Source organism: Ruegeria sp. BK1 (assembly GCF_056535645.1).
The window spans coordinates 3,451,509-3,478,082 of record NZ_JBQFIS010000001.1 but is presented as its reverse complement, the minus strand read 5'-3'; the positions used below and the strand labels follow the sequence as shown (position 1 = coordinate 3,478,082).

The 26,574-nt window shown below is 56.2% G+C and carries 25 protein-coding genes and 1 pseudogene; 18 read left to right on the top strand and 8 right to left on the bottom strand.

The window, feature by feature from the left end; translation table 11 throughout:
* Positions 1-31: 31 nt before the first annotated feature.
* The 3 genes from ACR3E7_RS17250 to ACR3E7_RS17240 form a co-directional block, all read right to left on the bottom strand.
* Entirely contained in the window at positions 32-985 is a 954-nt protein-coding gene (locus ACR3E7_RS17250; RefSeq protein WP_480505030.1) for an alpha/beta hydrolase, read from the bottom strand.
* 113 nt (positions 986-1,098) lie between these two features.
* A complete protein-coding gene (locus ACR3E7_RS17245; protein ID WP_480505028.1) occupies positions 1,099-1,986 on the bottom strand; it encodes a helix-turn-helix domain-containing protein in 888 nt (295 codons plus the stop codon).
* Positions 1,987-2,037: 51 nt separating this feature from the next.
* On the bottom strand, positions 2,038-2,934 hold the full coding sequence (locus ACR3E7_RS17240) for a LysR family transcriptional regulator (RefSeq protein ID WP_480505026.1): 897 nt from the start codon (positions 2,932-2,934) through the stop codon (positions 2,038-2,040).
* 120 nt (positions 2,935-3,054) lie between these two features.
* On the opposite strand from ACR3E7_RS17240, the gene ACR3E7_RS17235 reads away from it, so the two are divergent.
* The 4 genes from ACR3E7_RS17235 (at position 3,055) to ACR3E7_RS17220 (ending at position 5,831) form a co-directional block, all read left to right on the top strand.
* Positions 3,055-3,549: a nuclear transport factor 2 family protein gene (locus tag ACR3E7_RS17235; RefSeq protein ID WP_480505024.1), complete on the top strand. Its 495-nt coding sequence runs from the start codon at positions 3,055-3,057 to the stop codon at positions 3,547-3,549.
* 20 nt (positions 3,550-3,569) lie between these two features.
* Positions 3,570-3,962: a Cif family virulence factor gene (locus ACR3E7_RS17230; RefSeq protein ID WP_480505022.1), complete on the top strand. Its 393-nt coding sequence runs from the start codon at positions 3,570-3,572 to the stop codon at positions 3,960-3,962.
* Positions 3,959-4,561, top strand: a complete 603-nt coding sequence (locus ACR3E7_RS17225; protein ID WP_480505020.1) for an NAD(P)H-dependent oxidoreductase — start codon at positions 3,959-3,961, stop codon at positions 4,559-4,561. The genes ACR3E7_RS17230 and ACR3E7_RS17225 overlap by 4 nt, the downstream gene beginning before the upstream one ends.
* 112 nt (positions 4,562-4,673) lie before the next feature.
* Positions 4,674-5,831: an adenylate/guanylate cyclase domain-containing protein gene (locus tag ACR3E7_RS17220; protein WP_480505018.1), complete on the top strand. Its 1,158-nt coding sequence runs from the start codon at positions 4,674-4,676 to the stop codon at positions 5,829-5,831.
* Positions 5,832-6,206: 375 nt separating this feature from the next.
* Here ACR3E7_RS17220 and ACR3E7_RS17215 read toward each other — a convergent pair whose 3' ends face one another.
* The 3 genes from ACR3E7_RS17215 to ACR3E7_RS17205 all read right to left on the bottom strand — a co-directional run bounded on the left by ACR3E7_RS17215 (position 6,207) and on the right by ACR3E7_RS17205 (position 10,143).
* Positions 6,207-6,446 carry a hypothetical protein gene (locus tag ACR3E7_RS17215; protein ID WP_480505016.1) on the bottom strand — a complete coding sequence of 80 codons (240 nt, stop codon included), beginning with the start codon at positions 6,444-6,446 and terminating at the stop codon, positions 6,207-6,209.
* A 525-nt stretch (positions 6,447-6,971) separates the two neighbouring features.
* On the bottom strand, positions 6,972-8,888 hold the full coding sequence (locus tag ACR3E7_RS17210; RefSeq protein ID WP_480505014.1) for an adenylate/guanylate cyclase domain-containing protein: 1,917 nt from the start codon (positions 8,886-8,888) through the stop codon (positions 6,972-6,974).
* A 364-nt stretch (positions 8,889-9,252) separates the two neighbouring features.
* Entirely contained in the window at positions 9,253-10,143 is an 891-nt protein-coding gene (locus ACR3E7_RS17205; protein ID WP_480505012.1) for an AraC family transcriptional regulator, read from the bottom strand.
* A gap of 159 nt (positions 10,144-10,302) precedes the next feature.
* On the opposite strand from ACR3E7_RS17205, the gene ACR3E7_RS17200 reads away from it, so the two are divergent.
* Entirely contained in the window at positions 10,303-11,115 is an 813-nt protein-coding gene (locus ACR3E7_RS17200) for an SDR family oxidoreductase (protein WP_480505010.1), read from the top strand.
* 38 nt (positions 11,116-11,153) lie between these two features.
* Positions 11,154-11,996: an SDR family NAD(P)-dependent oxidoreductase gene (locus ACR3E7_RS17195; RefSeq protein WP_480505008.1), complete on the top strand. Its 843-nt coding sequence runs from the start codon at positions 11,154-11,156 to the stop codon at positions 11,994-11,996.
* A gap of 344 nt (positions 11,997-12,340) precedes the next feature.
* On the opposite strand, the gene ACR3E7_RS17190 is transcribed toward ACR3E7_RS17195, so the two are convergent.
* Positions 12,341-12,832, bottom strand: coding sequence for a flavin reductase family protein (locus tag ACR3E7_RS17190; protein ID WP_480505006.1), 492 nt, complete (start codon positions 12,830-12,832; stop codon positions 12,341-12,343).
* 101 nt (positions 12,833-12,933) lie between these two features.
* Here ACR3E7_RS17190 and ACR3E7_RS17185 point away from each other — a divergent pair, with 101 nt between their 5' ends.
* The 5 genes and pseudogenes from ACR3E7_RS17185 to ACR3E7_RS17165 all read left to right on the top strand — a co-directional run bounded on the left by ACR3E7_RS17185 (position 12,934) and on the right by ACR3E7_RS17165 (position 17,256).
* Positions 12,934-13,908, top strand: a complete 975-nt coding sequence (locus tag ACR3E7_RS17185; protein ID WP_170787007.1) for a LysR substrate-binding domain-containing protein — start codon at positions 12,934-12,936, stop codon at positions 13,906-13,908.
* A gap of 103 nt (positions 13,909-14,011) precedes the next feature.
* Positions 14,012-15,073: an LLM class flavin-dependent oxidoreductase gene (locus tag ACR3E7_RS17180; protein WP_480505004.1), complete on the top strand. Its 1,062-nt coding sequence runs from the start codon at positions 14,012-14,014 to the stop codon at positions 15,071-15,073.
* Positions 15,070-15,849, top strand: coding sequence for an SDR family NAD(P)-dependent oxidoreductase (locus ACR3E7_RS17175; protein WP_480505002.1), 780 nt, complete (start codon positions 15,070-15,072; stop codon positions 15,847-15,849). Before ACR3E7_RS17180 ends, ACR3E7_RS17175 begins: the two co-directional genes overlap by 4 nt.
* Positions 15,850-15,852: 3 nt before the next feature.
* On the top strand, positions 15,853-16,656 hold the full coding sequence (locus ACR3E7_RS17170) for an SDR family NAD(P)-dependent oxidoreductase (RefSeq protein WP_480505000.1): 804 nt from the start codon (positions 15,853-15,855) through the stop codon (positions 16,654-16,656).
* Positions 16,657-16,749: 93 nt separating this feature from the next.
* Positions 16,750-17,256: pseudogene (locus tag ACR3E7_RS17165) on the top strand (trimethylamine methyltransferase family protein).
* Positions 17,257-17,396: 140 nt separating this feature from the next.
* Here ACR3E7_RS17165 and xylB read toward each other — a convergent pair.
* Positions 17,397-18,833 (bottom strand): xylulokinase, encoded by a 1,437-nt coding sequence (gene xylB, locus ACR3E7_RS17160; RefSeq protein ID WP_480504998.1) that lies wholly within the window; start codon positions 18,831-18,833, stop codon positions 17,397-17,399.
* 121 nt (positions 18,834-18,954) lie between these two features.
* Between xylB and ACR3E7_RS17155 the strand changes: the two genes are divergently transcribed.
* From ACR3E7_RS17155 to ACR3E7_RS17125, 7 genes are all read left to right on the top strand, one after another.
* A complete protein-coding gene (locus tag ACR3E7_RS17155; protein WP_480504996.1) occupies positions 18,955-19,980 on the top strand; it encodes a LacI family DNA-binding transcriptional regulator in 1,026 nt (341 codons plus the stop codon).
* 95 nt (positions 19,981-20,075) lie between these two features.
* A complete protein-coding gene (locus ACR3E7_RS17150; RefSeq protein WP_170773725.1) occupies positions 20,076-21,377 on the top strand; it encodes an ABC transporter substrate-binding protein in 1,302 nt (433 codons plus the stop codon).
* 107 nt (positions 21,378-21,484) lie between these two features.
* On the top strand, positions 21,485-22,351 hold the full coding sequence (locus ACR3E7_RS17145) for a carbohydrate ABC transporter permease (RefSeq protein WP_170375757.1): 867 nt from the start codon (positions 21,485-21,487) through the stop codon (positions 22,349-22,351).
* A gap of 12 nt (positions 22,352-22,363) precedes the next feature.
* Entirely contained in the window at positions 22,364-23,194 is an 831-nt protein-coding gene (locus tag ACR3E7_RS17140) for a carbohydrate ABC transporter permease (RefSeq protein WP_480504994.1), read from the top strand.
* 12 nt (positions 23,195-23,206) lie between these two features.
* The gene (locus ACR3E7_RS17135; protein WP_170773719.1) at positions 23,207-24,211 is read left to right on the top strand and encodes an ABC transporter ATP-binding protein; all 1,005 of its coding nucleotides are present in this window, start codon (positions 23,207-23,209) and stop codon (positions 24,209-24,211) included.
* Entirely contained in the window at positions 24,208-24,981 is a 774-nt protein-coding gene (locus ACR3E7_RS17130; protein WP_480504991.1) for an L-iditol 2-dehydrogenase, read from the top strand. Before ACR3E7_RS17135 ends, ACR3E7_RS17130 begins: the two co-directional genes overlap by 4 nt.
* Positions 24,981-26,492 carry a mannitol dehydrogenase family protein gene (locus ACR3E7_RS17125; protein ID WP_480504989.1) on the top strand — a complete coding sequence of 504 codons (1,512 nt, stop codon included), beginning with the start codon at positions 24,981-24,983 and terminating at the stop codon, positions 26,490-26,492. Before ACR3E7_RS17130 ends, ACR3E7_RS17125 begins: the two co-directional genes overlap by 1 nt.
* Positions 26,493-26,574 lie beyond the last annotated feature (82 nt).

Sequence of the window (26,574 nt, the reverse complement as noted above, 5' to 3'; positions counted from 1 at the left end):
GCCGAACGATTGCTCGGCGTCCGGACAGGGCTTAGTTGCTCGAACCGGCGCGGAAGTGGTCAGCGACGGTATCCGCCGCGTGAGTGACATTCTCGGGGTTGTCGTAGAAGTCGAACTGCGTGACATCCTCCAGCCATTGCGCGGTCGCCTCGCCTGCAAAGCCGGCAAGGAAGGTCTGCACGCCCTGTGGGATCGCCGCGCTTTCCGAATGAACAATGGCCAGTGGCTTATCCAAACGCTGCGGATTGTCGGCGGGGTGATAGGTCAGCCAACCTTCCCAGCCCGCATTGTTCCATTTGTCATCGTATTCGGGGATCGCGCCACGGTCAGCCTCATAGTAATATCCGCCGATCGGCATCAGTACGCCCTCGGCACCCTCGGGGCCTGCGGCAGGAATGATCTGACCGCCAGCCGCCTCGGCAGCGTGGGACACCTCGATCAGCCCGGCGACACCTTCTGCACCGCCATAAACCGCCTCGACGATCTCGGCGTTCTGCAACCAAGGTGCAACCAGACCCACTCGCTGAACCAACGGGTTGCCCGAGACAGCATCGACCATGTACCCGGCCGAGGCACAAATCCCCAGACCGTTGATGTGGTCGGCATCTACTTCGGGCAAGGTCGCGACGAATGCAATCGCGGCTTGGATGTCCGATGTCTTGGCCTCGGGGCTTTCAACAAAGCGCACGTTGTTCGGCAGATCACCCGATTTGCCCCAACCGCGGAAATCGAAGGTGAAGGCCGCAAAACCGCGTTCGGCCATCTCGCGGGCATAGTTGGCGGGCATCTGTTCCTGAACCGAGGTCCAGGCCCCGGTCACGACGACGGTCGGCAGCGGCTCGGCTCCGCGCTCTTCCGGCAAATACAAAGTGCCGGACAGGGTGGCGCCTTCGTTCTCAAAGGTGACGGTGCGGGTTTCCACCTGCGCAACGGCGGCTGTCGACGCCATCAACGCGGCAGCAGTGTTCATAGCAAGGGTGTTCATAGCGGTATCTCCCAAAATCTGTCTGGATGGGCATACGCCCGATGACACCTGAGATACGACGCCGGCGGCAGGGATACTTGCACCGGACTGCCGCGTTTTTGAAAGATTCTGCTTCAGAGAGCCCGCGCTGCACGGAACGCGCGCGGGGTCTGGCCCACCACCTGTTTGAAACTGCGCGTGAAATGCGCTTGATCCGAGAACCCGCAGGCCAAAGCGATGTCGCCCAGAGGGCGCGCGGGGTCTTCGATCATCTTCATCGCCTGCTCGACCCGGTAGGCCATGACATATTGCATGGGGGTCGAACCCAGCGTTTCCTTGAACACCCGCGCGAAATGCGAGGGGCTCATGCCCGCCTCAGACGCCAATTGATCGACGGTGATCGTCTGGTCCAAACGGTCCTGCACATAGGCCAGCACCCGTTGGTAGTGCTGAGAGGTAAAGCGCGAGGACAGCTCAACCTCTTCGGCGCGGCGTTTGCCGTATTTCTGCAGCAGTTTGACCAGAAAAACCCGGCTCATGGCTTCGAACATCACCGCCGAGGACATATCGTCGGTCGCAAGCGCGTCGCGCAGGATGACGCCCGCAGCACATAGGTCAGGATCAGAAAACTGCGGCTGGTCGTGAAACTGCTCCGGGGCCAGCAGCATACCAAGTTCAGACTGCGCAAATCGCTGAACCTTGTCCGGATGCAAAGTAATCACGATCACGTCGGACTGCCCGTACCACCGCCAACCCGACCGCATGCCTGCCGGGGTCACGATGACCTCATCTTTGCAAAAGGTGAAATCCCGCAGCGTGCCGTCCCGCCAGTTTTGCACGCGATGCCCCTTTACCTGCAGGTTCAGAAGGACGTGGTGTTCCGAAAACACCTCTTCCGGCATCCGATCGGGTTCGGCGCGAAAATACCGCACTGACATCAAACCTGCCGCCGAAGGGCGCTGCATCGCATCGCTGTTCAGCAACGGTTCTGACGGGTAGATATCAGCGTATCTTAGGGGCAAAGAGCGGCTCCGGCTGGCACTATTCGATATGTGGGGTCTGCGCGCGCAGGGTCAAACGCTTTGCTGGCGCTTTATGTGGTCGATGAACAGCCTTAGGGGCATCATGGATTTATACTCGCGTGGGAAATACATGAAAAAGCCAGGGGTGGGTCCCAAGTGGTCGTCCAGAACCGGTTGTAACTCTCCCGCAGCGATCTGGGTGCCGACATAGGCCTTGAATGTATAGGCGAGGCCCAGCCCTCGCTTAGCCAGATCGACGGAGGCTGGAAGGGCGTTGGCGATCAGGTTGCCCTGCACATCGACGTCATACCCTCCCTCGCTCGATTGAAAACTCCACGGCGCAATCTGGCCCGAGGATTGAAACCGGTAGCGGATACAAGTATGCCCCAGAAGATCACGTGGTGTGTCCGGGATGCCTCGTGCCGCCAAGTAGTCCGGACTGCCGACAACGGTCACCGGAAGCGGCGGCGTCAACCGCACTGCCACCATATCCTGCGCCACACGATCCCCCAGACGGAAACCTGCGTGCAGTTCCTCGCCCAGTATGTCTGACAGCGCATCCGTTAGCGACAGCTCCAACTCGATCTCGGGATACGCGGCGCAGAAACTGTTGAGGATCGGACCAACAAAGAGGTGATAGGCAAACTCGGGCATCGCCAGTTTCAACGTGCCCCGCGCGGCGTGACCGGTGCTGCGCGCGCTTTCGACGGCCTCAGAGAGTTGATCAAAGGCAGGCCCAGCGCCACGGATCAGGGCGCGTCCGGCCTCGGTCAGGCTGATCGAGCGTGTTGTCCGAATGAAAAGCGCGGTGCCCAACTGATCTTCCAACGATTTCAATTGATGGCTAACGGTTGACGGCTTGATACCCAGCGCATCGGCCGCAGCACGTAGCGATCCGTGGCGCGCGATGGCCGTAAAGATTTCAAGCGTGGCAAGTGGCAGGCGCATCATATCTCCGAACTACCTCATTATTCGATATGATACATGAAAGTAATGCCAACTTGGTCAATTATCACGCGCAATGAAAATTATTAACTTTGTGTCACCACGTATTCAAGAGGACACAAGATGAAAACTCTGACCAAAGTTGCTGCCCTCACCGCCGCTCTGATCACAGGAGAGATCGCCATGGCCGCATCCCCCGAAGACAATATCAAGGTCGTACAGGACTTCTTCGCCGCCTATGGCGCCAACGATCTGAACGGCATCGCAGCCGTGATGGACGAGAACGTAAAATGGCACATCCCGGGCCGCCATCCCTTGTCCGGAACCAAGACCGGTCGGGATGAAGTACTGGCGTTTTTCGAACAGCTGGGCACCGCCGGATTTCAGGCCGAACCCATCTATTTCGGAGCGGATGAGACCCATGTGGTTGATATCCACCGCGGCTGGTCGAACGCCGACGGCAAACCGAATGTCGATACGACCTGGGCGCTCGTCTACCGGATCGAGAATGGCAAGATCGTCGAGGCAACCAACCTGTCCGCCGATCAGGATGCGGCAAACACGTTTTTCTGGTCCCAGTACTCGCTGGCTCCGGTCCCTGAGCGGCTGGCTAAGTGAACTACCAACAGGTGGTTCAAGTGACCGATTACCCCGAAATCCGCGGTTTCATCGCCGACTGGTTTGCCCGGTTCGACAGGCTGGATCCGATCGACGCGTTCCTGCCTGACCTCCATCCAGACGTAGAGTGGGATACGCCTGACATCGACACCGCACTTGGCGGACATGACCGCGTGCGGGCCTGGTATCGGGGCGTGTTGGAAACCTTGCAGCGCCCGACCGAGCATCACGTCAGCAAGATCGTAATCAAGCCCGGTGCCGCACGGTTTGAAGTTCTGTTTCGCGCCACGACCGTTGCGGGCGACCTCATTGAAGCCAGCGTTCAGGAAGACTGGCGCTTTGAAACCCGAGCCGACGGCCGCCCGCTAATCACCCATTATTCCGCAAAATTCTTGCAAGAGGCTGATACATGAAAACCCTCGTACTGACCGCCCATCCGGACCTGAGCAAATCGCGCATCAACCGCGCATGGTTCGACGCACTTTCTGATGTTTCGAACGTGACGACCCGAGATCTGACCGCCATTGGTGGTGCCGAGATGCGTTTTGACATAGAAGCCGAACAGGCCCTCTTGCTGGCGCATGACCGGATCGTGTTTCAATTTCCATTCTACTGGTATTCCGCACCGCCGGTGATGAAGGCTTGGATGGATCAGGTGCTGAACTATGGGTTCGCTTACGGGCCGGGCGGGGACCGGTTGAAGGGGCGCGAGCTGTTGATCCTCGTCTCAACCGGTGGCCCGGAGCACAGCTATCACGCAGGTGGATACAACAACTTCTCCATGGCTGAGTTTCTGAAACCGTTCCAACAGACGGCGAACCTAGCAGGCATGACATATCTACGCCCGTTCGTGGCTCACGGCATGGCGGTGGCAACTCAGGATCAGATTGACGAGAATGTGCCCCTTATGCTGGCTTATACGAGTGATCCCGAACTGGATCCAAGAGTGAGACAAGCCCGATTGCTTAAGCAACTAGAAGACGACCCCTCGCTGGCGGCGGCGGTGAGCTGAAGCCGACGTATCCCGCGTCTGGCAGAAAGGCATGAGTTTTTCAGCCGGCGTGGGTTCTTTCGCGACCAATGACAGCTAAAGTATCAGCGCGGAACAAGAGTGTGAGACCACGATGACCGAGACTGATCACCTGAAACACTGGTTGATTTCCGATGGTCGCCTGCTGGGCGACGAGGGTCTCATTGTCAAAGGGTATTGCGAAGGATTGGTGGCGCTTGGCGTACCCCTAGCCCGCGCAAGGATCGCCCAGAATTACTCGAACCCTTTGCTTAGCGCGTGGGGCATCATCTGGACGCCGGAAGAAACCCGCCGCTACACCGTACCGACCACGGTTCTGGCAACAAGTGCATGGCACGGCAGCCCGTTTGAATATGTCGTCACGCAGCGGCGCCCATTGCGCAAACGCCTGACCGATCTAGACGTTCTGGAAGAACATCCGGTCTATGCCGAGTTGGCCGAAGCAGGTGCCACAGATTTTCTGGCCATCCCGCTGGAGCATGGCAACGGTTCGGTTCAGGGCACCAGCTTCACCTCGGACGCAGATGCTGGGTTTTCGGACGCGCATATCCGATACATCGAAGACACGCGATACGCACTTGCCGCTGCTTTGGAACCCATCGCAATGCGTCATTCGCAAAAAAGCCTTCTGCAAACCTATCTGGGGCACGGTCCCGCCGAAGAGATTGATCAGGGCCACATAAAGCGCGGAGAACACAGAACAGTTTCAGCCGCGATCCTATTTGCGGATCTTCGTGGCTTCACCAGCAAAGCCTCATCCTGGTCCGAAGACGCTTTGCTTGCCATGATGGGTGAGTATTTCGAAATGGTCGTGTCGCCCATCCAAGATCAGGGCGGTGACGTTCTCAAGTTCATGGGGGATGGCATACTTGCAGTTTTCAACATTGATGACGACGCGGAAACCTCGTGTAGATCTGCGGTGCTAGCTGCAGAACAAGCCCTAACCACCCTGAGAGTCTACAACGAAACAGCCGCCGACACGGGAAAAGAGCCAATAGAATTCGTAGTCGGCATTGATTTCGGTCGCGTCACCTTTGGCAACATCGGCAGTCCGGATCGCTTGGATTTCACAGTTGTCGGACAAGCTGTGAATGTGGCCAGTCGAGTTCAGGAGCTATGTAAGAATTTGGATGAAAAGTTACTGGTGACGCAGAGCGTCGCAGAACATATGCCACACCATATGCAATCAGCCGGCTGTCACTCAATCCGCGGTTTATCCAATGAAATCGAGGCGTATAAGGTCCGAGAATAGCTTTTTCAAAGCCAGGTTTTCGGTGACCGCGACCACTGTTTTCGCCTCGATCAAAAGAAATTTTCGTTTGCGCCGAACAAGTGGATACTTCTGAACTTTCACCCGGGTCAACACAAGATAGAGAAGAGCTTACGACGGCCTCGTGCCTCTGAATTTGTTTAAAGTACGAATACCAGTTTCAGTTGGAGTTAAACTATTGCGTCGACTCAGCAGAGAATAACCGTCGCCCGCCTATGGTGTACCTTAGCTGTCGGACATGTCTCGAAGGCGGACGCAAGAAGGAGACCGGCGGCTTGGTCTGTGGTGCTGGGCTACTGCAGCTTCCTTAACAAGTGGGAAATCGTGTCACTTAATTCTAACCCAATAGCGGCGACTTCAGGACCAGTTGATAGGTGAAGTTAACCTTTCGCGCCCATCTGGAAAACAGAATATTTGGGTGCCTTTAGCGAAATCGACATGAGTCTCAAATATTGTCAGAACCGCGATTGCTATGAGTGCTGCCAAACTGAATTTGGCGCTTTCGACAACTGGCACTGCTGAGTTGGCCCGGTTCTTTTTGAGCGCTGCAAAGACATCAGGCGCATTTTGCGCCCAGAAATTCGGATTTTTCAGCAAGAATTCCCGCTTTCGATGGGTTTTTGTCGTTGCTGATCCAACCAGTCATCGATCATGTCCGGCAGTGCCGAAACGCCCCGGCAAGCTGCGGCCAACCGCCATGTGGGACCACGATCGTCCGTTTCCAGTATGCTTAACCGACCTCGGTCACGTATGTCTTTAGCATTTGGCGCAGCGCGCACGTCGGCATGTTCACGCTCTGGACAACATCCATGATCATTCCGTACTGATCTGCCGGAAGCGTCGTACGAAACGGACTACCAGTTTCTCGCTCCAGAACGGCGAGATGATTTTGCAGATCAAGAGGTACTTCGGTGCGAATTCATCTGAGTTTAATGTGGAACGTTGTGAAGAAGCACTTGGTGCAGCCCGGCAGTTGGGCGCGTTGGCAACAGGTAATTCGCGGGAAAAAAGTCACCTCGAAAACCAACGGATCTGGCTCGCAAGCTTACAAAGGGCTGGGGTGCCCGAATGAGAAGGTGCGCCAGGCTTGATGCTACTCCATGCAGGACCGCATCGTAGCGGTCAGCCTGCACTATCCTCCCGCAGCGGGGCAAACCGTCCTTCAGGCATGTCCACAGCTCTGTAAGCTTCGACAAAAGGCAGGATATGTTGATCCGGGCGCGCAAAGCGCCGATACATCCAGACAATGTCGGCAATTTTTATCCCCGGACGAATTTTGTAGAGCCTGTCTCGCGCGGAAATGGCTGCGTCTCGAGGACCCAGTTCAGCCAGAATTGCAACCTCAATAGAAACCGACCACCAGACGTCTGGCTGTGCACCCTTGCGATAGGTCTTCAGCGCTGCTTCGTAATCTCCGTTCAGGAAATGATACTCGGCCAGCGCCTGATACCAGTTTGGGTCTGCTGCATTTGGGTCTAGCGCGATTGCATTTTCGACAAGCGCAGCCCCAAAATCCAGACGACCGGACCATATGAATTCATAGCCGATTTGCCCTTGCAGATAGCGATCGGTTCCCAATGCCAGTGCTGTTTCGGCGGACGAGAAGAACCCGTCAAGATCGCGTTGAATCTGAAGCACAAGCGCCAGAAGGAAATGAGCGCGCGCAGAATACGGGTTCAGCGACACCGCGTTCCGCGCGGCCTCTTCCGCGCGTTGGATTTTCTGGTCCTGTGTCCCTGGATAAAGCCCGGTAAAAAGCTTCACATCGGTCAGCAGTGCCTCGGCCAATTGCGCCCACCCGCGCCAATACTCGGGTTCGTCCTCGACAACCCGCACAATACAGCCCCGGACGCGCTCTTGCATATCTCGTCGGTTCAGAAAACCAACGCGCAGCAAGGAACATTCATAAGACGAGAGAAGTTCCGGAGGTTTCGCACGCGCATGACCTGCGTGAATGCGCTTGATCGCCCCGCCTGCGTCACCCAGAGCAGAGGCAACTTTTTCGGTGATGCTCAGTTGAACGTCTAAAATGTTTGAAGTCGTAAGACTTTCATCATACGCCCCAGACCAGACCTGATGCCCCGAGGTTGTGTCTATCAGTCTTGCCGTCACGCGCAGACGATCTGCAACCTGCCGGACGGAACCCTCCAGCACATAGTCCGCGCCGAATTTCTGCCGGATGCTGCTCGGGTCACTTTCGCCCGGCCCAAAAGAATGGGTGGATTGGCGGGACAATACATTGAGGTCCTGGTAGCTCCCCAGCTCAACGATGATGTCTTCGCCAATGCCAATAGCCAACAAATCGCGGGCGTCCGTATTGCTAAGGTTTTGAAACGGCAGAACCGCAACGGTCGGACCTGTTGGCTCTGACAACAGAGCGGCTTCATCAAAGGTCATGGCATCGGACGGCTCGTGATCAAAGCTGATCCACCACGCAATCAAGCTTGCAACGCCCAGACAAACCAACACCGATGCACCGGTCATCAACGGAAGTTTGTTGGATCGCTGTTCAGAGGCGGGTGCTCCGTCAGGCATGACGCGAAAAACCCGAACCGGTTCCGCGATGTTCTTTAGGGTTTTGGGGCCGAGATCCTCAAACTCGGCATCTACCTTTGCCATTGCTTGCTGCGCGACACTCTCAGAAACTGCGACGCCCCCTGGATCCGCCAGGCCTTCAATGCGAGAGGCAACATTCACCCCGTCACCATACAGGTCTCCATCAGCGATCATGACATCACCGAGGTTTATCCCGATCCGAAGTTGCAATCGCGACCCGTTGGCGAGGCCAGGAGCAGCCTCAGCCATTGCCCGCTGGATCTCGACACCACAGTTAACGGCATCGACAACCGAAGCAAATTCGACAAGAGCACCATCCCCCATCAACTTGACGAGGCGCCCGTGATGTCTCGCAATTGTGGGATCAAAAATCTCTATGCGCAACGTCTTGAGAGCGGACAATACCCCTGTTTCGTCGCTGCCCATCAACGACGAATACCCAACGACATCGGCAGCCATGATCGCGGCGAGTCGGCGCTGCATAGGACCCTCCTGCTCGCAGTTTATCGGATGTCGCGAAATCTCGACAGTGGATGCCCTACTGATAGTCTAACCAATTTGGCTGTTATGGTTCAGACTAAGTGTTCGCTTCACCTCAACGGCCCCTACTCTTAGCAGACGTAGCAAATGTCAGCTTTCCGTCCAAATCAGACCTTCACTCCATTGACCCCATACTGCGGCGCGGCCTAGCAAACCAACCGCATGCTGCGCGCGCAATATCAGCCAAAGACCGAATTGCGGACAACTTGCCAATTCGCCGGTAACTAAAACGACCGCTATCGGAAATTGACCGGCCCGAAAAGTTTGGCTCGTTACATGGCTTGGCGTTTGCGTTTTTCCTGCAGGGCTATTGAACAGTTTCGAAAATCCGATCTTGTCTTGGAGAGCGCCCGAACTTGCGGGCATATTCTCTTGAGAATTGGGCTGGGCTTTCATATCCAACCCCGTAGGCAATCTCTGATATCTTTGCTCCGGTAGATTGAAGCTCATTGCGGGCATGAAGCAAACGCAGGTCTTTCTGGTATTGTAGCGGTGATGTTCCCGTTACCGCCTTGAACTGCTCGAAGAAGGCCGAACTGCTCATACCTACACGCCCGGCAAGCTCGCCGACAACAAGAGGATTGGCCAGATCTGACCGGATTTCGTGTGTCGCCGCGAGAATCCTGCTAGACGTGTTTTCGTGCCACACCAGTTTTTGAAGCGTGCCGCCATGTTGCCCGATCAGCAGGCGGGCATGGATTTCCCTAGCCGTGATCGGTGACAGCATGTGACGCGTCTCTTCAGTTTCGCACTGCTGAAAATACCGCAACAGGGCGCTTTTCATGTCATCATCGGTTTCAGCTAGGCAGATCGAAAATGGATCCGACACGCGTTTACTAGAAGATTGAGGCAGTGAGGATGCCAGACCGCGCACGAGATCCAGATCAAGGGGGAACACGAGCGCAACGTAGGGACGTTCGGGTGTGGCCTCGGTAATCCTTGAGACAACCGGCAGTGCGTTGCTGACGATCAGCGACTGCCCTGCCTGTACGGAGAGCGTTCTGGTACTGGTCCCAACCTCTTTGGCGCCTTGTAAAACCGCGCACAACAGCGGGCGGTAGACATTTGCGTCATGTTGAGTGGTCGAAGGATGGGTGAGAAAAACCGCCCCGCTTTCCTTATGTGTCAAGACACCCTGCGCGACGCCCGCGTGGTCAAGCAGATCCCGAACATAGTCCAATAGTGTATGAGGTCTCATGAATGCCTCCAGTCTGCCCTCATCGCTAGCACGGAATAAAAATGACTATTACTGAAAACGCTTACTTGTGGAGAATTAGGCAAGAAAATTGGAAGATATAGAAAGATACATCCTCTTTTTTGTCACTATTGTATGCTTATAAACTTGCGGAGCAACAATGTGAAAACCATTCTGATCACCGGGGCGTCATCCGGTATTGGCGCAGCAACCGCCCGACATTTCCAAGCGAATGGTTGGAATGTCGTCGCCACTATGCGCAACCCTGCAGGCAGCACCGATCTTGGGGCTTCGGAAAACGTGCATCTGGCCCAACTGGATGTGACGGATGCGGGCTCAATTGCAACGGCCGTTCGCGATGGCATCGAACGGTTTGGCCAGATTGATGTTTTGTTGAACAATGCGGGTTACGGCGCCTACGGTGCACTAGAGGCCTTTTCGATGGATCGCATCCGACGTCAGTTTGACACCAACGTGCTTGGGTTGATGGAAGTGACCAAAGCGGTTCTGCCTCATTTCCGCCAGAACCGGTCAGGCACGGTCATAAATATCTCGTCCATCGGAGGACAGATTACATTTCCGCTTGGCGCGCTCTATCATGGTACCAAGTTCGCAGTAGAAGGGCTGTCTGAGGCGCTGCACTACGAATTAGAACCCCTCGGCATTCGAGTCCGTATTGTCCAACCGGGCATGATACGGACGAACTTCGGCGGCAGCTCTTTCGATTTCGCGATGGATGAGAACCTGCCGGACTACGCGCCTATGGCCGAAGCCATGGGGCGTCTTTTTGGCAAACTAGCCGCGAGCCCTTCTGAACCAGAAACGGTCGCGCAAGTCATTTGGGATGCGGCCAACGAGACCGGAAGCCGCCTGCGTTTTCGCGCAGGGCCCGATGCCGAAGAATTGCTGAACGCGCGCAAACAACAGGATGACGAGACGTTCATTGACGGCCTCAAGCAAAAGATGGCGCCCTGAAGGACCCTTTAGTCATTCGCAGAAAAAAGGGATGCTCCATGTACCGAAAAGCAATCGAAAAAGGTGGCCTGGCTGTTGTAACCGGGGCCGCAAGCGGTGTCGGCAAGGCCGCGGCCCAACGATTTATTCAAGACGGCTTGGGGGTTGTGCTGGTCGATCTGGCGGGCGAGGCCTTGGACAGAGCTGAGGCAGAATTGCGCGATCAGGCTGGGGCGTCTGCAATTGTTCAGGCGGTTCCGACGGATGTTAGCGATGCCAAAGCTGTGAATGCCTTGGCAGATCAGGTCTTTGCGCTCGGTGAGGTGGCTGTCCTGATGAACAATGCCGGTATCGCAGTGCCGTCCGGCAGTTGGGAAAACGCGGAAAACTGGCGCAAATTGTTTGAGGTCAATCTTTTTGGCGTCATGAACGGTGTCCATGCTTTTCTGCCGCGTATGATTAAGGCAGCGCGTCCGGCAGTAGTGATAAACACTGGGTCAAAACAGGGCATCACCACACCACCCGGGAACCCCGCTTACAATACCAGCAAAGCTGCTGTGAAGGTCATGACAGAAATGCTTGCGCATGACTTGCGGCAGGCCGAAGCGGATATCACCGCCCATCTGTTTGTGCCGGGATTTACCTATACCGGTATGATTGAAAAGTTTATGCCGGAAAAACCTGCCGCAGCCTGGACAAGCGAAGAGGCCGTTGACTATCTGCTGAGGCGCATGTCGGACGGGGGCTTCTATATCCTCTGCCCTGACAACGATGTGTCAGAAGAACGCGACCGCAAACGGGTTGAATGGGCCATGGGCGATATCATCAACAATCGCCCGGCTCTTTCACGCTGGCATCCCGACTACGCGGATGCCTTTTCGACGCACGAGGTCTCGGAATAGTCAAACTAGACAAGATGCGGTGATAAATACACCGAGGGTGCTGGTGGATGGGGCGAGTAAGACCGTTGTGTATCTGACAGGGTCAACACCGAAACTTGAATCTGATCGGACAAAACCGGGGGATGTGGTCGGACACTCGTACGAACCACAGTATCAATTACTTTGGGATCGTTGCTGGCCTGAAGGGTTTATAACAATGGCCAAGATAACTTTGCCCCTTAGGATCAAGGATCGGCCCATTTCGGTCATTCGCCAGAGTACCTCAACGCTGCGGACGTTGAACACAACGCAAAGGATTGCACAGTATTGAACAGGCATAACCTCCAATTCCTTCGGTCGCCGGTCTATTTGGGATAGGTCAGCTCACGAAAATCGCCATTCCAATACGCCAGCGGTTTAGTCTCAGAGCTTTCGGCGCGTTCGACCTTGCCGATCAGAATGCGGTGCGTGCCGAATGAGACTGTCTGAATATGCAGGCATGTGAAGATTGCGGCAGCATTTGACAGGACCGGCAGGCTCGTCCGTTGGTCAATCGTCCAATGTTCAGAGGTAAAACTACGCTGATCCATAAGGTCGGGGGCACCGGCGAACGCAAGCGCCAGCATGTCATGCTGAGGCGCGACATAGTTCACGCAAAAGATCCCGTGTTCCTCAATCATGCCCAGAATGCGGCTTTTCTTGTTGATGCAGATCAGCACTGCAGGTGGTGCTGCCGTCAGGGAGCAGGCTGCGCTGACGGTCGCGCCATGCGGGCCGTGCTCGCCGCTGGTAGTGACAATTGACACAGGCGTCACCGCCTTGCGCATTGCGGATGTAAATTCAGTAGGGTCCAGCATGTCGCCTCCGTCGGTCTCAGGCATTTCTGTGGCGGCGACCGCCTTGAATACAAGAACGAATTGCTTAAGCTTTGCCTAACAAAAACTTATGCAGGCCTGTGATGCGACGCGCCCTTCGAAACAAACTGGATCATCTTCGCCCCGGTGCTTTGTCGAAACTGGAACCAGTTGGCTTTGACAGCAATCGAATGCGTCGCCCGCTGCCGCCGTTGCAGACCCTGATCGCATTCGAAGCCGCCGCGCGGCTGCAGAGCTTTACGCTGGCCGCAGCGGAACTGAACCTGACACAACCGGCTGTCAGCCAGCAAGTCAAGCTGTTGGAGCATCGACTAGGCGTCAAACTCTTCCGTCGCCGCAACAACATGATCCTGCTGACCGAACAAGGTGAACAATTTGCCGAAGACGTGGCCGAGATCCTAAATACGCTGGGGGAAAGCGTACAGAACCTGGCCCCGGACGCCGGGCGGACGACGCTGACGGTTAGTCTGCTGCCCTCGTTTGCGTCGACATGGTTTGCCGCGCGGGCGCACCGGTTTGTGACGGCCAACCCTACGGTCGATTTGATCACTCTGTCGACCGTGGCAAAGACAGGCTTTGGCCAAGAGGATGCAGATGTCGCCATTCGTTGGGGGCCAGGCGGGTACGAGGACGGGTACGAGGAACGCCTATTCGGCGAGAAGCACATACTTGTGGCCTCTGCGCAAACGGCCGAAACGTTGCGCGACATGTCGGACATCAATGCGCTGGCGGATCGCCCCTTTCTGCACGACACAAATTACAGCGAGTGGCGCGCTGTGATCGAGAAAAATGGCGGTGATCCTGCGGCGTTCGAACGGGGGGCCTTTTTCGGCGACAGCAGTGCCACGGTGAACGCCATTCTCTATAGTCAAGGCATTGGCGTTGTGCGCGATGTGATTGCCCGGCATCTGCTGGTCTCGGGGGCTTTGGTGCAATTGCCATTCGAACCGGTCAAGGGGCCGTATTCCTACCACTTTATCTGCCCCGAACGGCGGGTAGAACAACCGCGCGTTCAGGCCTTTCTGACTTGGTTGCGGAAGGAGGCACAATCTCCATAAGAAATTCTTTGCCACTGGTAAAGGATTCAACATTTGGTGCTTTGCCAGCTTTCCGACAAACTGCACAGACCAAGTGATGTAGCCAGACCGGAGCCCCAACGACATGGAATTTTCGTTGTTCAACCTGATGACCAAGCCTGTTGATGGCTCGTCGCATGCGGATGTGTTCAACCAGATGCGCACCATGACGAAAATGGTGGATGAGGCAGGCTTTGACGTCGCCTGGTTCGCCGAACATCACCTATCGAACTATTGCATCTCGCCCTCGCCGCTGATGACAGCCGCGAACATGGCTGCCCACACCAAACGGATCAAGGTCGGCCCTGCGGTGGTGGTGATGCCTTTCTACGAACCCTTGCGTTTGGTCGAAGATATCTGCCTAGCAGATCAACTGACCGAGGGCCGTCTGGTTCTAGGTCTGGGCACTGGCTATCAGCCCCGCGAATTTAAGAAATTCGGATTCGATATCGACGACCGTCTGATGCGCGGGCTGGAAATCTGGGATTGCATCGAACAGGGCGTCTATGGCGGCGTGATCGACTTTCAGGGCGACCACATTCAGATCAGCGACGCGGCCCTGTCCATCGCTCCGGTTCAAGATCGTATCCGCACCTTTGCCGTCGGAAACGCACCAGAGATGCGCCAGAAGATGATCGACTACGGGGCCGAAACGCTGACCACGCCGGCTATCGGACCAAACGCGATCGTGGGCACTGCGCGGCGGTTGTACAAGGAAACGCGCATCGAGAACGGCCTGACGGGGGATGATTTCCCCTTTGCGGTGCAGCGCTATGTCTATGTCGCTCAGGACAAAGACGATGCCCGTGCGGCAGCCGAGCAGGTGCTGATCCATGCCCGCATGGCCAACAACATGCGCCGCGCCGAACCGCTGATGGAGGGCGCGGACCTCAAGATCGTGCCCTTCGACAACGAACCGGATATCGACACGGTTCTGCAGCGCGCCATCATTGGCGATGCCGAAGACATCACGCAACGTCTCGTGGCCGAAGCGCGCGAGTTTGGCATCACGCATCTAAGCGTCTTCATGCAGATTGCTTCGATCCCCTTTGCCAACACCCTGCGCTCGCTCGAGGTGTTCTGCGATCAGGTCATGCCTGCGGTGAATACCGCGCTTGCGGCGGATAAGGCGGCCCTCGCCTCATGAGAGGGCCGAATTTCTCGCTGGCTGGCAAAACCATTCTGATCACCGGGGCCGCACGCGGATTGGGTGCGGCGATGGCACATGCCTGCGCCGCGCAAGGTGCGCAATTGTGCCTACAAGACATCAACGGCGAGGCCCTCGAAGCCACAGCAGACGGCTTACGCGCCGATGGAGCAACTGTCCGAACGGCCGCTTTTGACCTAACCGATTTCGACGCCTGCACCGATTGGGTGCAGGGTATCGGCCCGATCTGGGGTCTGATTAACAATGCCGGAATCACCAATCACGGGCACGTACTGGACCAGACGGTTGGTGACTACCGCTCGATCTATGATCTGCATGTCTTTGCACCCTTTTTACTGGCGCGTGAAACAGGCCGAGTGATGCGTGCCAATCAAGGGCCTCAGCGCGGGCGGATCGTTTCGATCCCGTCCATTGCCGCCACACATCCGCGACCGGGGGTCGGCAATTATGCCTCGTCCAAAGCGGCCGTCGCAGGTTTGACTCGGTCGCTAGCGGCGGATTTCGGTACGGACGGCATCTGCGCCAACACCATTGCACCCGGCTATGTCCTGACCGAGATGAACCGCAAAATCTTGGGCGACGAAGGTTTCGTGCGCCGAATTGAAAACCGGACACCAGCAGCGCGGTGGGCGGATCCAGCGGAAATCGCGGCACCTGTGGCTTTTCTGATGTCCGAGGCCGCCTCTTACATCAACGGGCAATTGATCGCCGTTGACGGCGGTATGAATGCCTTTTTGCAATCCAATGAGGGATGACTGATGAAACGGTTGGAAGGAAAAGTCGCCCTGGTGACGGGTGCGGGATCCATGAAGGGTGGCATGGGCAACGGCAAAGCCACCGCCATTCGTCTCGCGCAGGAAGGCGCACGGATCTGTGCCCTGGATTTGCATCTGGCCGCGGCTGAGGAAACCTGCAAACTGATCCGTGCCGAAGGGGGCCGCGCCGTTGCGATGGCCGCCGATGTCACGCAGGAAGATCAGGTTCAATCATCAATTACTCAATGCCTGTCCGAATTCGGCCAGATCGACATTTTGCAAAACAATGTCGGAATCCTGAAAACCGGCGGCGCCATGGACAGCACAGTCGAGGATTGGGACATGCTGGTGCATGTGAACATGAAGGCGGTCTTTCTGCCAACAAAGCATGTTCTGCCTCATTTTGTGGATCGCAAGGGGGGAGTTGTGACCAACATTTCCTCGATCGCCGGGCTGCGTTATCTGGGCACGCCCTATATTGGCTATAATGCCACCAAAGGGTCGATCATTTCCTTCACCCGCAATCTGGCAGCGGAAATGGCACCACATGGAATCCGCGCAAACGCGATTCTGCCGGGCTTTATCGACACACCAATGGCGCGCGATATCACCGAACAGAATGCAGAAGACCCCGAGGCAATTGACTGGGATGCGCTGGACAAGCAGCGCGCAGCACGCATTCCGCTGGGCCGAGTGGGCACCCCGTGGGATGTGGCCAACGCAGCCGTGTTTCTGGCCAGTGATGATGCGTCCTATATCACCGGCACTGAAATTACCGTCGACGGCGGCGTTTCATGCCGCGTGTAGAGGGACGATCAAGGCGCGCCGCACGGGTATTAGCCCAGAAAGCAGTGCAGACACGCCTTGCGCCAGCTGCATGCGTGTTTGAAACCGCTGGAAGTGCTGGACCCTGACGCGATCGCCTATCTTCAGCACTACCGCTTCGGAACCCCTGCGATGTATGGGCAATATACCGACTCGATCTCGAAAAAATCCAGCACACTAATGACAGGCATCCCCGAGGTCGCTTTGATCACGACAGCAATCGGTCAGCCTGCATGCAAACTCGACGTGCCTTGGCGAACCTCTTCTAACCATGTGTCCCCGAAGTCCTTTTGACGCGCAATCGGGCTATGAAACGGCTACAACCTTTACGTCTCGGGGCCAAACCTGGTGCTGCATTCCGGAGGCAGGGATACGGGTCGGCTGGCCATCTGCGATGGCAAGTTCATCGCCAAGGTCGCACAAAACCAGTTGATGGCGCGACATGCGGACGGGACATCAGTAGACCGGTTCAATGAGGCGCTTCAGCCCATGCGGCGGGTCGGACCAGTTGCGCGCTATCTCAGCGACCGTTTTACATTGGATCTTTTTCGCAGCGCCTTATTTGGACGGCGTCGTTTGTAAAGAACTGGATGCCTATGTTGCGCGTCGGGAATGAGAACATCAGCTACCTGCGCATTGATGCGTTTCTTGTTCGATGATATCGGAACGAGCCCACCGCAGCGCAGGCAGTTGGCCGAGTTTTTGGTGACAGTACACGGCTCCTATTCCGCCAAACTGACTGCCTGATAAAGCTTCCGAAACCGCGCCAACCGCTTGAACAATAGTGGCATATCTGCGGGCTCGAACCTGTCCGATGTTGGTGGCTGAAGCGCAAGATCAGCTAAATCCAAAGCCCCATCACCACAAGCTGCCAACCGAGCTGCACCATAAGCCGGACCGGCATCAGCTCCGGTCGATCGCACAATTGGCTTTCCGGTCACAGTCGCAATCAATCTCAACAGAAGATCTGATTTGCTGCCTCCTCCTATCGCTGCGAGCTCTGGCAATTCTTCTATAGTGTCACCGAAACTCTGCGCCGCATCGGCAAAGCAGAAAGCAATCGCCTCCAACACGGAACGGCAGATGTCTGCGCGCGTTGTGGAATCCTCCAGGCCAAAGAAACAGGCTCGGATATGCGGATCGCCGTGAGGGCTGCGTTCTCCCGTCAGATAAGGCAGAAAAATTGGCACACGGTCCCCGCTGACCGTTTCGGCAAGCGCGACAACTTCGGCTTCGGAAAGCCGCAATTGGCCACCTATCCAGGAAATTGGTCGCGCGCCGTTCAGCATCGCCGCCATTTGGTACCATCGGTCGGACAGTGTGTGCGCAAAAGCATGCACATAGCGTTCAGGGTTTGGCTTGTAGCTTCGATCTGCCACAAACAGCTGTCCAGAAGTCCCCAAAGAGACAAATCCCCGGCCCGGTTCGGTGGCGCCCAAAGACACCGCCCCGGTTGCTGCATCTCCACCTCCGGCAACGACTGGCGTGCCGGGTTTCAAGCCGGTCTCAGTCGCCGCTTGTGGTGTCACAGACCCGACGACACTATGACCATCGTATACCTGCGGCAGCCAATCCAAAGCTACATCTGTGGCTTCGGCGATACCGGCGTGCCAGCCACGCGACGCCTGATCGAGCCACATTGTCCCGGCAGCATCGGATGTATCAGTTCCCAATTCACCATGCAGCCGTAAACCGATGTAGTCCTTGGGGAGCAGGATGTGGGCCAGTTGGGCATAGTGCTTTGGCTCATGCTGTTTTAGCCATGTAACCTTAGGTGCGGTGAAACCCGGCAAAGGAAGGACCCCAGCGATTTGACCAATCTGCGGCAAGGCCTGTCGCAGATCGTCGCATTCCCGCGCCGCCCTGCTGTCATTCCACAGGATTGCCGGGCGGATTGGGCGCAGATCGCGGCTCAGCAAAACGGCCCCGTGCATCTGACCTGACAACCCGATGCACTTCACCTCCGACAGCGTAACTTGCCCAGAAATTTGACCTAAGGCGTCGCGTGTCGCCTGCCACCAAAGATCCGGGTGCTGCTCTGACCAACCGGGTTTAGGAGAGGAAGTCTTTATACTCACCGAAGACGTTGAAAGAATTCGACTGGAATCCGCGCAGACAAGCTTGACCGCTGACGTACCGATATCGATCCCGAGATACATTCAAACCCCTTACCTGCACAAAAGTCCGGAACTTGTCTTGCTATTGATCTTTTTAGCGCGCGCAAAGAATATGTAAAAATAGGATAAGATCAAGGCGGCTGAGATACGCAGGCAGACTGGCATGACCAAGATAAAGAATATGGAAGAGTTCGCAGCCCTCAGCGGGATCTCGCGCCCCACGGTGTCCAAGTACTTTCACGACCCAGACAGCGTTCGCCCAACTACACGGGCACGCATAGAAGAAGCGCTGGAACAGTTCGACTATCGCCCGAACATCTATGCTGTGAACCAGAACCGCAAGCTGACCAAGAATATCGGCATCGTCGTGCCCTACCTGGCCGATCCGTTTTTCGCTGAAATCGCGCGGTATCTAGAACAAAGCTGTATCGCAGCCGGGTACCGCCCGTTTCTGTTTAGCTCTCATGGCGAACAAAAACTGGAAAACGAAATCCTGGACGGCTTACAATCCTTGAAACCCGCGGGCGTTTTGTTGGCGCCTTTGGGACGTATCTCAGACAAGTCCGCTATTGAGAAATTCTGCGCCAGTGTGCCAACGGTTCTGTTCGACAGTAACCTCGATGGATTGGGCGCAGCGTTTATCGGGTCCGATAATTTCAGCTTTGTGTCCCAGACCGTAGAATACATGACTCGCACCGGCGAGCCGCCTTCGTTTTTCGAAATGCGGACACCTGCGAACCCCAATGCCAACAAGCGACGCAAGGCTTATGTCAACGTAATGGATCGGCTGGGTTTTGAGCCGCATGTGATCAAAATCGAAGGCACAGGTTGGGCCTTTGAAGAGATTGGCCGAAAGGGTGCGCTCAAGGCTTTGGATGAACGCAAGCTGCGCACGGATTCAGTTCTGTGTAGCAATGACCGATTGGCCATTGGCTTTCTGGCGGCGTGTTTCGAACAGGGGATTCGCGTTGGTAGGAAAGACGATTGTACACTGCGGGTGGCGTCGAACGACGATCATCCGTTTGCAAAATTCACCTGCCCGTCACTGACGACCGCCGCGCATGACTATGACAATGTGGCCGCGCGAAGTGTTGAAACACTTTTCGAACTCATTGAAAACGGTGGGAAATTCGAGAGCCGAACAGAAACTCTCTTCCCTGCGCGATTGGTGCTGAGGGAATCTGCATGACGATCTAAAATTAACGCGCGTAAAGTTTTTATTGACGGCGCGACAAATCCTGAACTAGGCTCTCTGCACAGCATCCAAGCTCAGGGAGGACAGGGATGTACTTGAAACACGCACTTCGTGCGGCGACTGCGCTAACGTTCGTCGCAACGGCAGCTGCCCACGCACAATCCATAACGATCGCAACCGTGAACAACGGCGACATGATCCGGATGCAGGGTTATACCGACAAATTCACCGAAGCGACGGGCGTTGAAGTCGAATGGGTGACGCTGGAAGAGAATGTTTTGCGCCAGCGCGTGACCACCGACATCACCACCAAGGGTGGTCAGTTCGACATCATGACGATCGGTATGTACGAGACCCCGATCTGGGGTGCGAACGGCTGGCTGGTTCCGCTGGATGGTCTGTCCGAAGATTATGATGTCGGTGACATCCTACCCGCGATGTCGGGTGGTCTGAGCCATGAAGGAACGCTCTATGCGGCACCGTTCTATGGCGAAAGCTCGATGATCATGTATCGCACCGACCTGATGGAAAAAGCAGGCATGGAAATGCCCGAAGCGCCAAGCTGGCAATTCATCAAAGAGGCCGCGGCGGCCATGACCGACCGTGACGCTGACATCAACGGTATCTGCCTGCGCGGCAAAGCCGGTTGGGGTGAAGGCGGCGCGTTCATCACTGCGATGTCCAACTCATTTGGCGCGCGCTGGTTTGACGAAGACTGGAAGCCTCAGTTCGACCAGCCAGAATGGGCCGATACGCTGAACTTCTACGTTGAAATGATGTCGGAATCTGGCCCTGCAGGCTATGCCACCAACGGCTTTAACGAGAACTTGTCGCTGTTCCAGCAGGGCAAATGCGGCATGTGGATCGACGCCACCGTTGCGGCGTCATTTGTGACCAACCCCACTGACTCGACCGTGGCGGATAGCGTTGGATTTGCACTGGCCCCCGATACCGGACTGGGGAAACGCTCCAATTGGCTTTGGGCGTGGGCACTGGCCATTCCGGCTGGTACACAGCAGGAAGACGCGGCCAAACAGTTCATCGAATGGGCAACGTCAAAAGACTACATCGAGTTGGTGGCTGAAAACGAAGGTTGGGCGAATGTTCCGCCTGGTGCGCGCACCTCTTTGTATGAGAACCCGGAATACCAGAAGGTTCCCTTTGCCAAGATGACGCTGGACTCGATCCTGTCCGCTGATCCGAACAACCCCACGGTCAAGCCGGTTCCGTATGTTGGCATCCAGTTCGCTGCCATCCCGGAATTTGCAGGCATCGCGACCCAGGTCAGCCAAGAGTTCTCGGCAGTCTATGCCGGACAGCAAACGGTTGAAGAAGCCCTTGCCAAAGCGCAGGCCTTCACCGCCGAAGAGATGGAAGCCGCAGGGTACTGAGGTTTTCTCCCCGCGGGCGGGCAGTAATCTGCCCCCCGCTCCCCCCCTTCCACAACTCGCGTTTTTCTCGCAGGCTGAGTTATGCCTGAACAGAGAGGTCTTGCGTCATGGCTACCCAGCATTCCCGATCCGTTGCTCGCCTGATGATGGCACCTGCAGTGGTCCTGCTTCTTGGCTGGATGCTCGTGCCGCTGACGATGACGCTGTACTTTTCTTTCAAGAAATACCTGCCGCTGCGCGGTGGGGATCTGGGCTGGGTCGGGTTCGACAACTATGTTCGGTTCGTATCGTCCAGCTCTTTCTGGCCCGCGGTACAGGCAACGCTTGTGATTGTCGGAGGGGTCCTGGTCATTACTGTTATCCTGGGCATCCTACTGGCGATGCTGCTGGATCAGCCGATGTGGGGGCAAGGTGTTGTCCGCATTCTGGTGATCGCGCCCTTCTTCGTCATGCCTACAGTGTCTGCGCTGGTCTGGAAGAACATGTTCATGGACCCGGTCAACGGCCTGTTGGCCCATCTGTGGCGCTTTTTCGGGGCCGAGCCGATCTCATGGTTGTCCGAGGCGTCTATGACCTCGATTATCATGATCGTGTCTTGGCAGTGGCTGCCCTTTGCGACGCTCATCCTGCTGACTGCGATCCAATCGCTGGATAGTGAACAGCTGGAAGCGGCCGAGATGGATGGTGCCCCCGTTCTGAAGCGCTTCTACCACATCATTCTGCCGCATCTGAGCCGCGCGATTACCATTGTGATCCTGATCCAGACAATCTTTCTTCTGTCGATCTTCGCCGAGATTTTCGTGACCACCGGCGGCGCGTTCGGCACGCGCACTCTTACCTACCTGATCTTCCAGCGGGTGCTGGAAAGCCAAAATGTTGGCCTTGGATCAGCCGGAGGTGTCTATGCAATCATCTTAGCCAACATCGTTGCCATCTTCCTGATGCGCATCGTCGGCAAGAACCTGGACGCGTGAGGAGGTAAGACCATGGCCCGCGCTGTCACAACCCGCCGCAAATCGCTGAATACCGCCCTCGCTTGGGCCGTTGGCTTGCTGATCTTTTTCCCGATCCTGTGGACCATCCTGACCAGCTTCAAGACCGAGGCACAGGCGATCGCCAACCCACCGCTGTTCTTGAACTTCAACTGGACGTTGGAAAACTACGCCATCGTGCAGGAACGCTCGGACTATATGCGGTTCTTGTGGAATTCGGTCATTATCGCCGGTGGCTCGACTGTTCTGGGTGTCATCATCGCGGTACCCGCAGCATGGGCCATGGCCTTTGTGCCGTCCAAGCGCACCAAGGACATTCTGCTGTGGATGCTGTCCACCAAGATGTTACCTGCCGTTGGCGTGCTCTACCCGATTTACCTGCTGTTTATCCGTTTGGGCCTGCTGGACACACGCGGAGGGCTGGTGGTTGTCCTGATGCTGATCAACCTGCCCATCATCGTCTGGATGCTATACACTTACTTCCGCGAAATCCCCGGCGAAATTCTGGAGGCCGCGCGGATGGACGGCGCAACGCTGAAAGAGGAAATCCTCTACGTCCTGACCCCCATGGCCATCCCCGGCATCGCCTCAACCGTTTTGCTGAACTTCATCCTGGCCTGGAACGAGGCATTCTGGACCCTCAACCTGACCGCTGTCGACGCGGCCCCGCTGACGGCCTTCATCGCCAGCTATTCCAGCCCCGAGGGCCTGTTCTTTGCCAAGCTTAGCGCTGCCTCGACCATGGCCATCGCTCCAATTCTGATCCTTGGCTGGTTTAGCCAAAAACAACTTGTCCGCGGCCTGACCTTCGGCGCTGTGAAATAAGGAACACGACACATGGGACGTATTCAACTCAAGTCCGTGACCAAAAGCTTTGGCGATGTGCAGGTCATTCCGCCGCTGGACCTGACCATCGAAGATGGCGAGTTCACCGTCTTCGTTGGCCCCTCGGGCTGCGGTAAATCCACCCTTTTGCGTCTGATCGCTGGATTGGAAGATATCACCTCGGGCTCTATCGACATTGACGGCGCGGACGCCACCGATGTCCCGCCCGCGAAACGAGGGCTGGCGATGGTGTTTCAGTCCTATGCTCTGTATCCCCATATGACCGTGCGCAAGAACATCGCCTTTCCCCTTCGTATGGCGAAACTGGATCAGGCCGAGATCGACAAGCGCGTCGAAGGCGCGGCAAGCGTCCTGAACCTGACCGATTATCTGGACCGCCGTCCAGGACAACTTTCGGGCGGCCAACGCCAGCGGGTTGCCATCGGGCGCGCGATTGTGCGCGAACCAGCGGCATTTCTGTTCGACGAACCTTTGTCGAACCTCGACGCGGCGCTGCGGGTCGGCATGCGGCTAGAGATCAGCGAATTACACGAACGCCTTGCGACCACCATGATCTACGTGACCCATGATCAGGTCGAAGCCATGACGATGGCCGACAAGATCGTCGTCCTTCAGGCCGGAGTAATCGAACAGGTCGGCAGTCCGCTGGAATTATACCGGACACCTCGAAACCTGTTCGTTGCGGGTTTCATTGGCTCCCCCAAAATGAACTTCATCGAGGGCGAAGAGGCCGCGAAATACGGTGCTCAGACCATCGGAATAAGGCCTGAACATATCACAGTCTCAGACACCGAAGGGGACTGGTCCGGGGTGGTGAGCGTTTCTGAACATCTGGGCTCGGATACATTTTTCCATGTCCACGAAACCGGGCTGGCCGACACAATCACTGTCCGCGCGGATGGCGAGGTGGGTTTCCGCCATGGCGACCGCGTTCACCTGACACCGCGCGCTGATGTGATCCACCGGTTCGACGCGAAAGGCTTGCGGATCGGATGACACGTCTGGCTGGTAAAACCGCCCTGATTACTGGGGCCGCGCGTGGCATAGGGCTGGCCTTTGCAAAGGCCTATGTTGCGGAGGGAGCCCGTGTCGCCATAGCCGATATCGGCATCCAGCGCGCGCAACAAGCCGCGACTGAGATCGGCGCATCTGCTCTTGCCGTGGAAATGGACGTGACAAACCAGCCGAGCATCGACAACGCCATCGCCCGCACGACGGCACATTTCGGGCCGATCGACATATTGATCAACAACGCAGCGATCTTCACTGCCGCTCCGATTGTTGAAATTGATCGTGCCGACTATGAGCGTGTCTTCGACATCAACGTTGCCGGTGCCTTGTTCACCATGCAGGCCGTCGCCCGCCATATGATCGCCCATGGTACTAAAGGTCGGATCATCAACATGGCATCGCAAGCTGGGCGGCGTGGAGAGTCTCTGGTTGCCGTGTACTGCGCCAGCAAGGCCGCGATCATATCCTTGACCCAGTCTGCAGGCCTGAACCTGATCCCACATGGGATAAATGTAAACGCGATAGCTCCGGGTGTGGTGGATGGCGAACACTGGGACGGTGTAGATGCGTTCTTTGCCAGACACGAAGGAAAAGCCCTCGGACAGAAGAAACGCGAAGTGGCCGCTGGCGTACCCTATGGTCGCATGGGCCGGGCCGAAGACCTGACCGGCATGGCCGTGTTTCTCGCCTCTGACGAGGCAAAATACATCGTTGCACAAACCTATAATGTCGATGGCGGAAATTGGATGAGCTGATGAACCCTGTGGCACACGCAACCCCTCCGATCCAGCTGCGGCGAGACAGGCTGGCAGACTTGCCAGCAACCGTCAGAACCCCTGCTTATCAACCCTCGGACTTGACGCCCGGTATCGTTCACATCGGCCTTGGAAATTTCCACCGCGCTCATCAGGCTTGGTACATTCATAAGCTTATGCAGCAGGACCAGGCCCGCGATTGGGCCATTATAGGAGCAGGAGTACGCAGCTATGACGCCGGGATGCGCCAGAAGTTGCTGGCGCAAGATTGCCTGACCACGTTGATTGAGCTGGATCCACAAGGAATATCCGCAGAGGTCATAGGCCCGATGATCGACTATCTACCGATTGAGGCTGGCAACGCTGCATTGATCCGCGGGATGGCTGATCCGTCTATCCGAATTGTATCTTTAACTGTAACTGAGGGCGGCTATTTTCTGGATGCCAACACCGGCGCTTTCGACACGGATCACGATGATATTCTCCACGATGCGGCAAACCCAAATCACCCCCGCACCGCTTTCGGCGCCATTGTTGCAGCGCTCGGGATACGTCGTGCAAATGGCTTGACCCCCTTCACCGCGCTAAGCTGTGATAACCTGCAGGGCAACGGCACTATCCTTCGAAACTGTATCGTTGGGTTAGCGCGCCTGTCGGACCCTGATCTTGCCGATTGGATCGACCGGAACGGCGCATTTCCCAATTCGATGGTGGATTGCATCGTGCCAGCAACGAGTGATCAGGTGATTTCACAATGCAACGCACTTGGTATTGATGACCGCGCCCCGGTTTCACACGAGAACTTTCGCCAATGGGTCATCGAGGATAACTTCTGTGCCGGACGACCATCACTTGAACAAGTTGGAGCCACCTTAACCGAGGATGTTCACGGATATGAGGCACAGAAGCTGCGCATATTGAACGGAGGCCACCAACTGCTCGCCAATGTTGGAGAGATACTAAACGTCCCGACAATTTCTGCTTGTATGCAAGACCCTGACATATTGGCTTTTTTTGAAAAAGTCCAAATCGAAGAAATTCTACCCCATGTTGACGCTGTTCCTGGAACGACCCCGCAAGAGTACCTTGGGTTGGTTGAACGTCGGTTTGAGAACACTGCAATTCACGACACAACGCGCCGGGTCGCGTTCGACGGATCAGCGCGACACCCTGGGTTTGTGCTGCCCTCGATACGCGATGCAATTGCTTCGGGCTCTTCCATAAACGGGCTTGCTCTAGCAGAAGCTTTTTGGTGCAGAATGTGCGCAGGGGTTCGCGAGGATGGCTCAGAAATCGCCCCTAACGATCCTGTTTGGGAAAATCTGAGAAAAACGGCGCTGGCGGCCAAAATTGATCCCGGACTTTGGCTTGAACAGGACCTGTATTGTGGCGATTTTGACCATAACACGCAGTTTGTGGCTGCTTTTGCTCGGTGGTTAAACGAGATCTGGAAAAATGGGAGCAAAGCGGTTCTAGCCGAATTTGTCTCTCACAACTCTTTATCCCATTAGCTTCCCACAACTCCAATCAAGCAGCCGCGGCGCAACTTCATCTTCGCACTTAGAACGGCATTGTCCTATCCAACACAGAATC

What these genes read in the sequence shown, in the direction of transcription:
- ACR3E7_RS17250 (WP_480505030.1), bottom strand. Translation starts at nt 985, where the DNA reads ATGAACACCCTTGCTATGAACACTGCTGCCGCGTTGATGGCGTCGACA.
- ACR3E7_RS17240 (WP_480505026.1), bottom strand. Translation starts at nt 2,934, where the DNA reads ATGCGCCTGCCACTTGCCACGCTTGAAATCTTTACGGCCATCGCGCGC.
- ACR3E7_RS17235 (WP_480505024.1), top strand. Translation starts at nt 3,055, where the DNA reads ATGAAAACTCTGACCAAAGTTGCTGCCCTCACCGCCGCTCTGATCACA.
- ACR3E7_RS17225 (WP_480505020.1), top strand. Translation starts at nt 3,959, where the DNA reads ATGAAAACCCTCGTACTGACCGCCCATCCGGACCTGAGCAAATCGCGC.
- ACR3E7_RS17220 (WP_480505018.1), top strand. Translation starts at nt 4,674, where the DNA reads ATGACCGAGACTGATCACCTGAAACACTGGTTGATTTCCGATGGTCGC.
- ACR3E7_RS17210 (WP_480505014.1), bottom strand. Translation starts at nt 8,888, where the DNA reads ATGCAGCGCCGACTCGCCGCGATCATGGCTGCCGATGTCGTTGGGTAT.
- ACR3E7_RS17205 (WP_480505012.1), bottom strand. Translation starts at nt 10,143, where the DNA reads ATGAGACCTCATACACTATTGGACTATGTTCGGGATCTGCTTGACCAC.
- ACR3E7_RS17195 (WP_480505008.1), top strand. Translation starts at nt 11,154, where the DNA reads ATGTACCGAAAAGCAATCGAAAAAGGTGGCCTGGCTGTTGTAACCGGG.
- ACR3E7_RS17190 (WP_480505006.1), bottom strand. Translation starts at nt 12,832, where the DNA reads ATGCTGGACCCTACTGAATTTACATCCGCAATGCGCAAGGCGGTGACG.
- ACR3E7_RS17185 (WP_170787007.1), top strand. Translation starts at nt 12,934, where the DNA reads ATGCGACGCGCCCTTCGAAACAAACTGGATCATCTTCGCCCCGGTGCT.
- ACR3E7_RS17180 (WP_480505004.1), top strand. Translation starts at nt 14,012, where the DNA reads ATGGAATTTTCGTTGTTCAACCTGATGACCAAGCCTGTTGATGGCTCG.
- ACR3E7_RS17175 (WP_480505002.1), top strand. Translation starts at nt 15,070, where the DNA reads ATGAGAGGGCCGAATTTCTCGCTGGCTGGCAAAACCATTCTGATCACC.
- ACR3E7_RS17170 (WP_480505000.1), top strand. Translation starts at nt 15,853, where the DNA reads ATGAAACGGTTGGAAGGAAAAGTCGCCCTGGTGACGGGTGCGGGATCC.
- xylB (WP_480504998.1), bottom strand. Translation starts at nt 18,833, where the DNA reads ATGTATCTCGGGATCGATATCGGTACGTCAGCGGTCAAGCTTGTCTGC.
- ACR3E7_RS17155 (WP_480504996.1), top strand. Translation starts at nt 18,955, where the DNA reads ATGACCAAGATAAAGAATATGGAAGAGTTCGCAGCCCTCAGCGGGATC.
- ACR3E7_RS17150 (WP_170773725.1), top strand. Translation starts at nt 20,076, where the DNA reads ATGTACTTGAAACACGCACTTCGTGCGGCGACTGCGCTAACGTTCGTC.
- ACR3E7_RS17145 (WP_170375757.1), top strand. Translation starts at nt 21,485, where the DNA reads ATGGCTACCCAGCATTCCCGATCCGTTGCTCGCCTGATGATGGCACCT.
- ACR3E7_RS17140 (WP_480504994.1), top strand. Translation starts at nt 22,364, where the DNA reads ATGGCCCGCGCTGTCACAACCCGCCGCAAATCGCTGAATACCGCCCTC.
- ACR3E7_RS17135 (WP_170773719.1), top strand. Translation starts at nt 23,207, where the DNA reads ATGGGACGTATTCAACTCAAGTCCGTGACCAAAAGCTTTGGCGATGTG.
- ACR3E7_RS17130 (WP_480504991.1), top strand. Translation starts at nt 24,208, where the DNA reads ATGACACGTCTGGCTGGTAAAACCGCCCTGATTACTGGGGCCGCGCGT.
- ACR3E7_RS17125 (WP_480504989.1), top strand. Translation starts at nt 24,981, where the DNA reads ATGAACCCTGTGGCACACGCAACCCCTCCGATCCAGCTGCGGCGAGAC.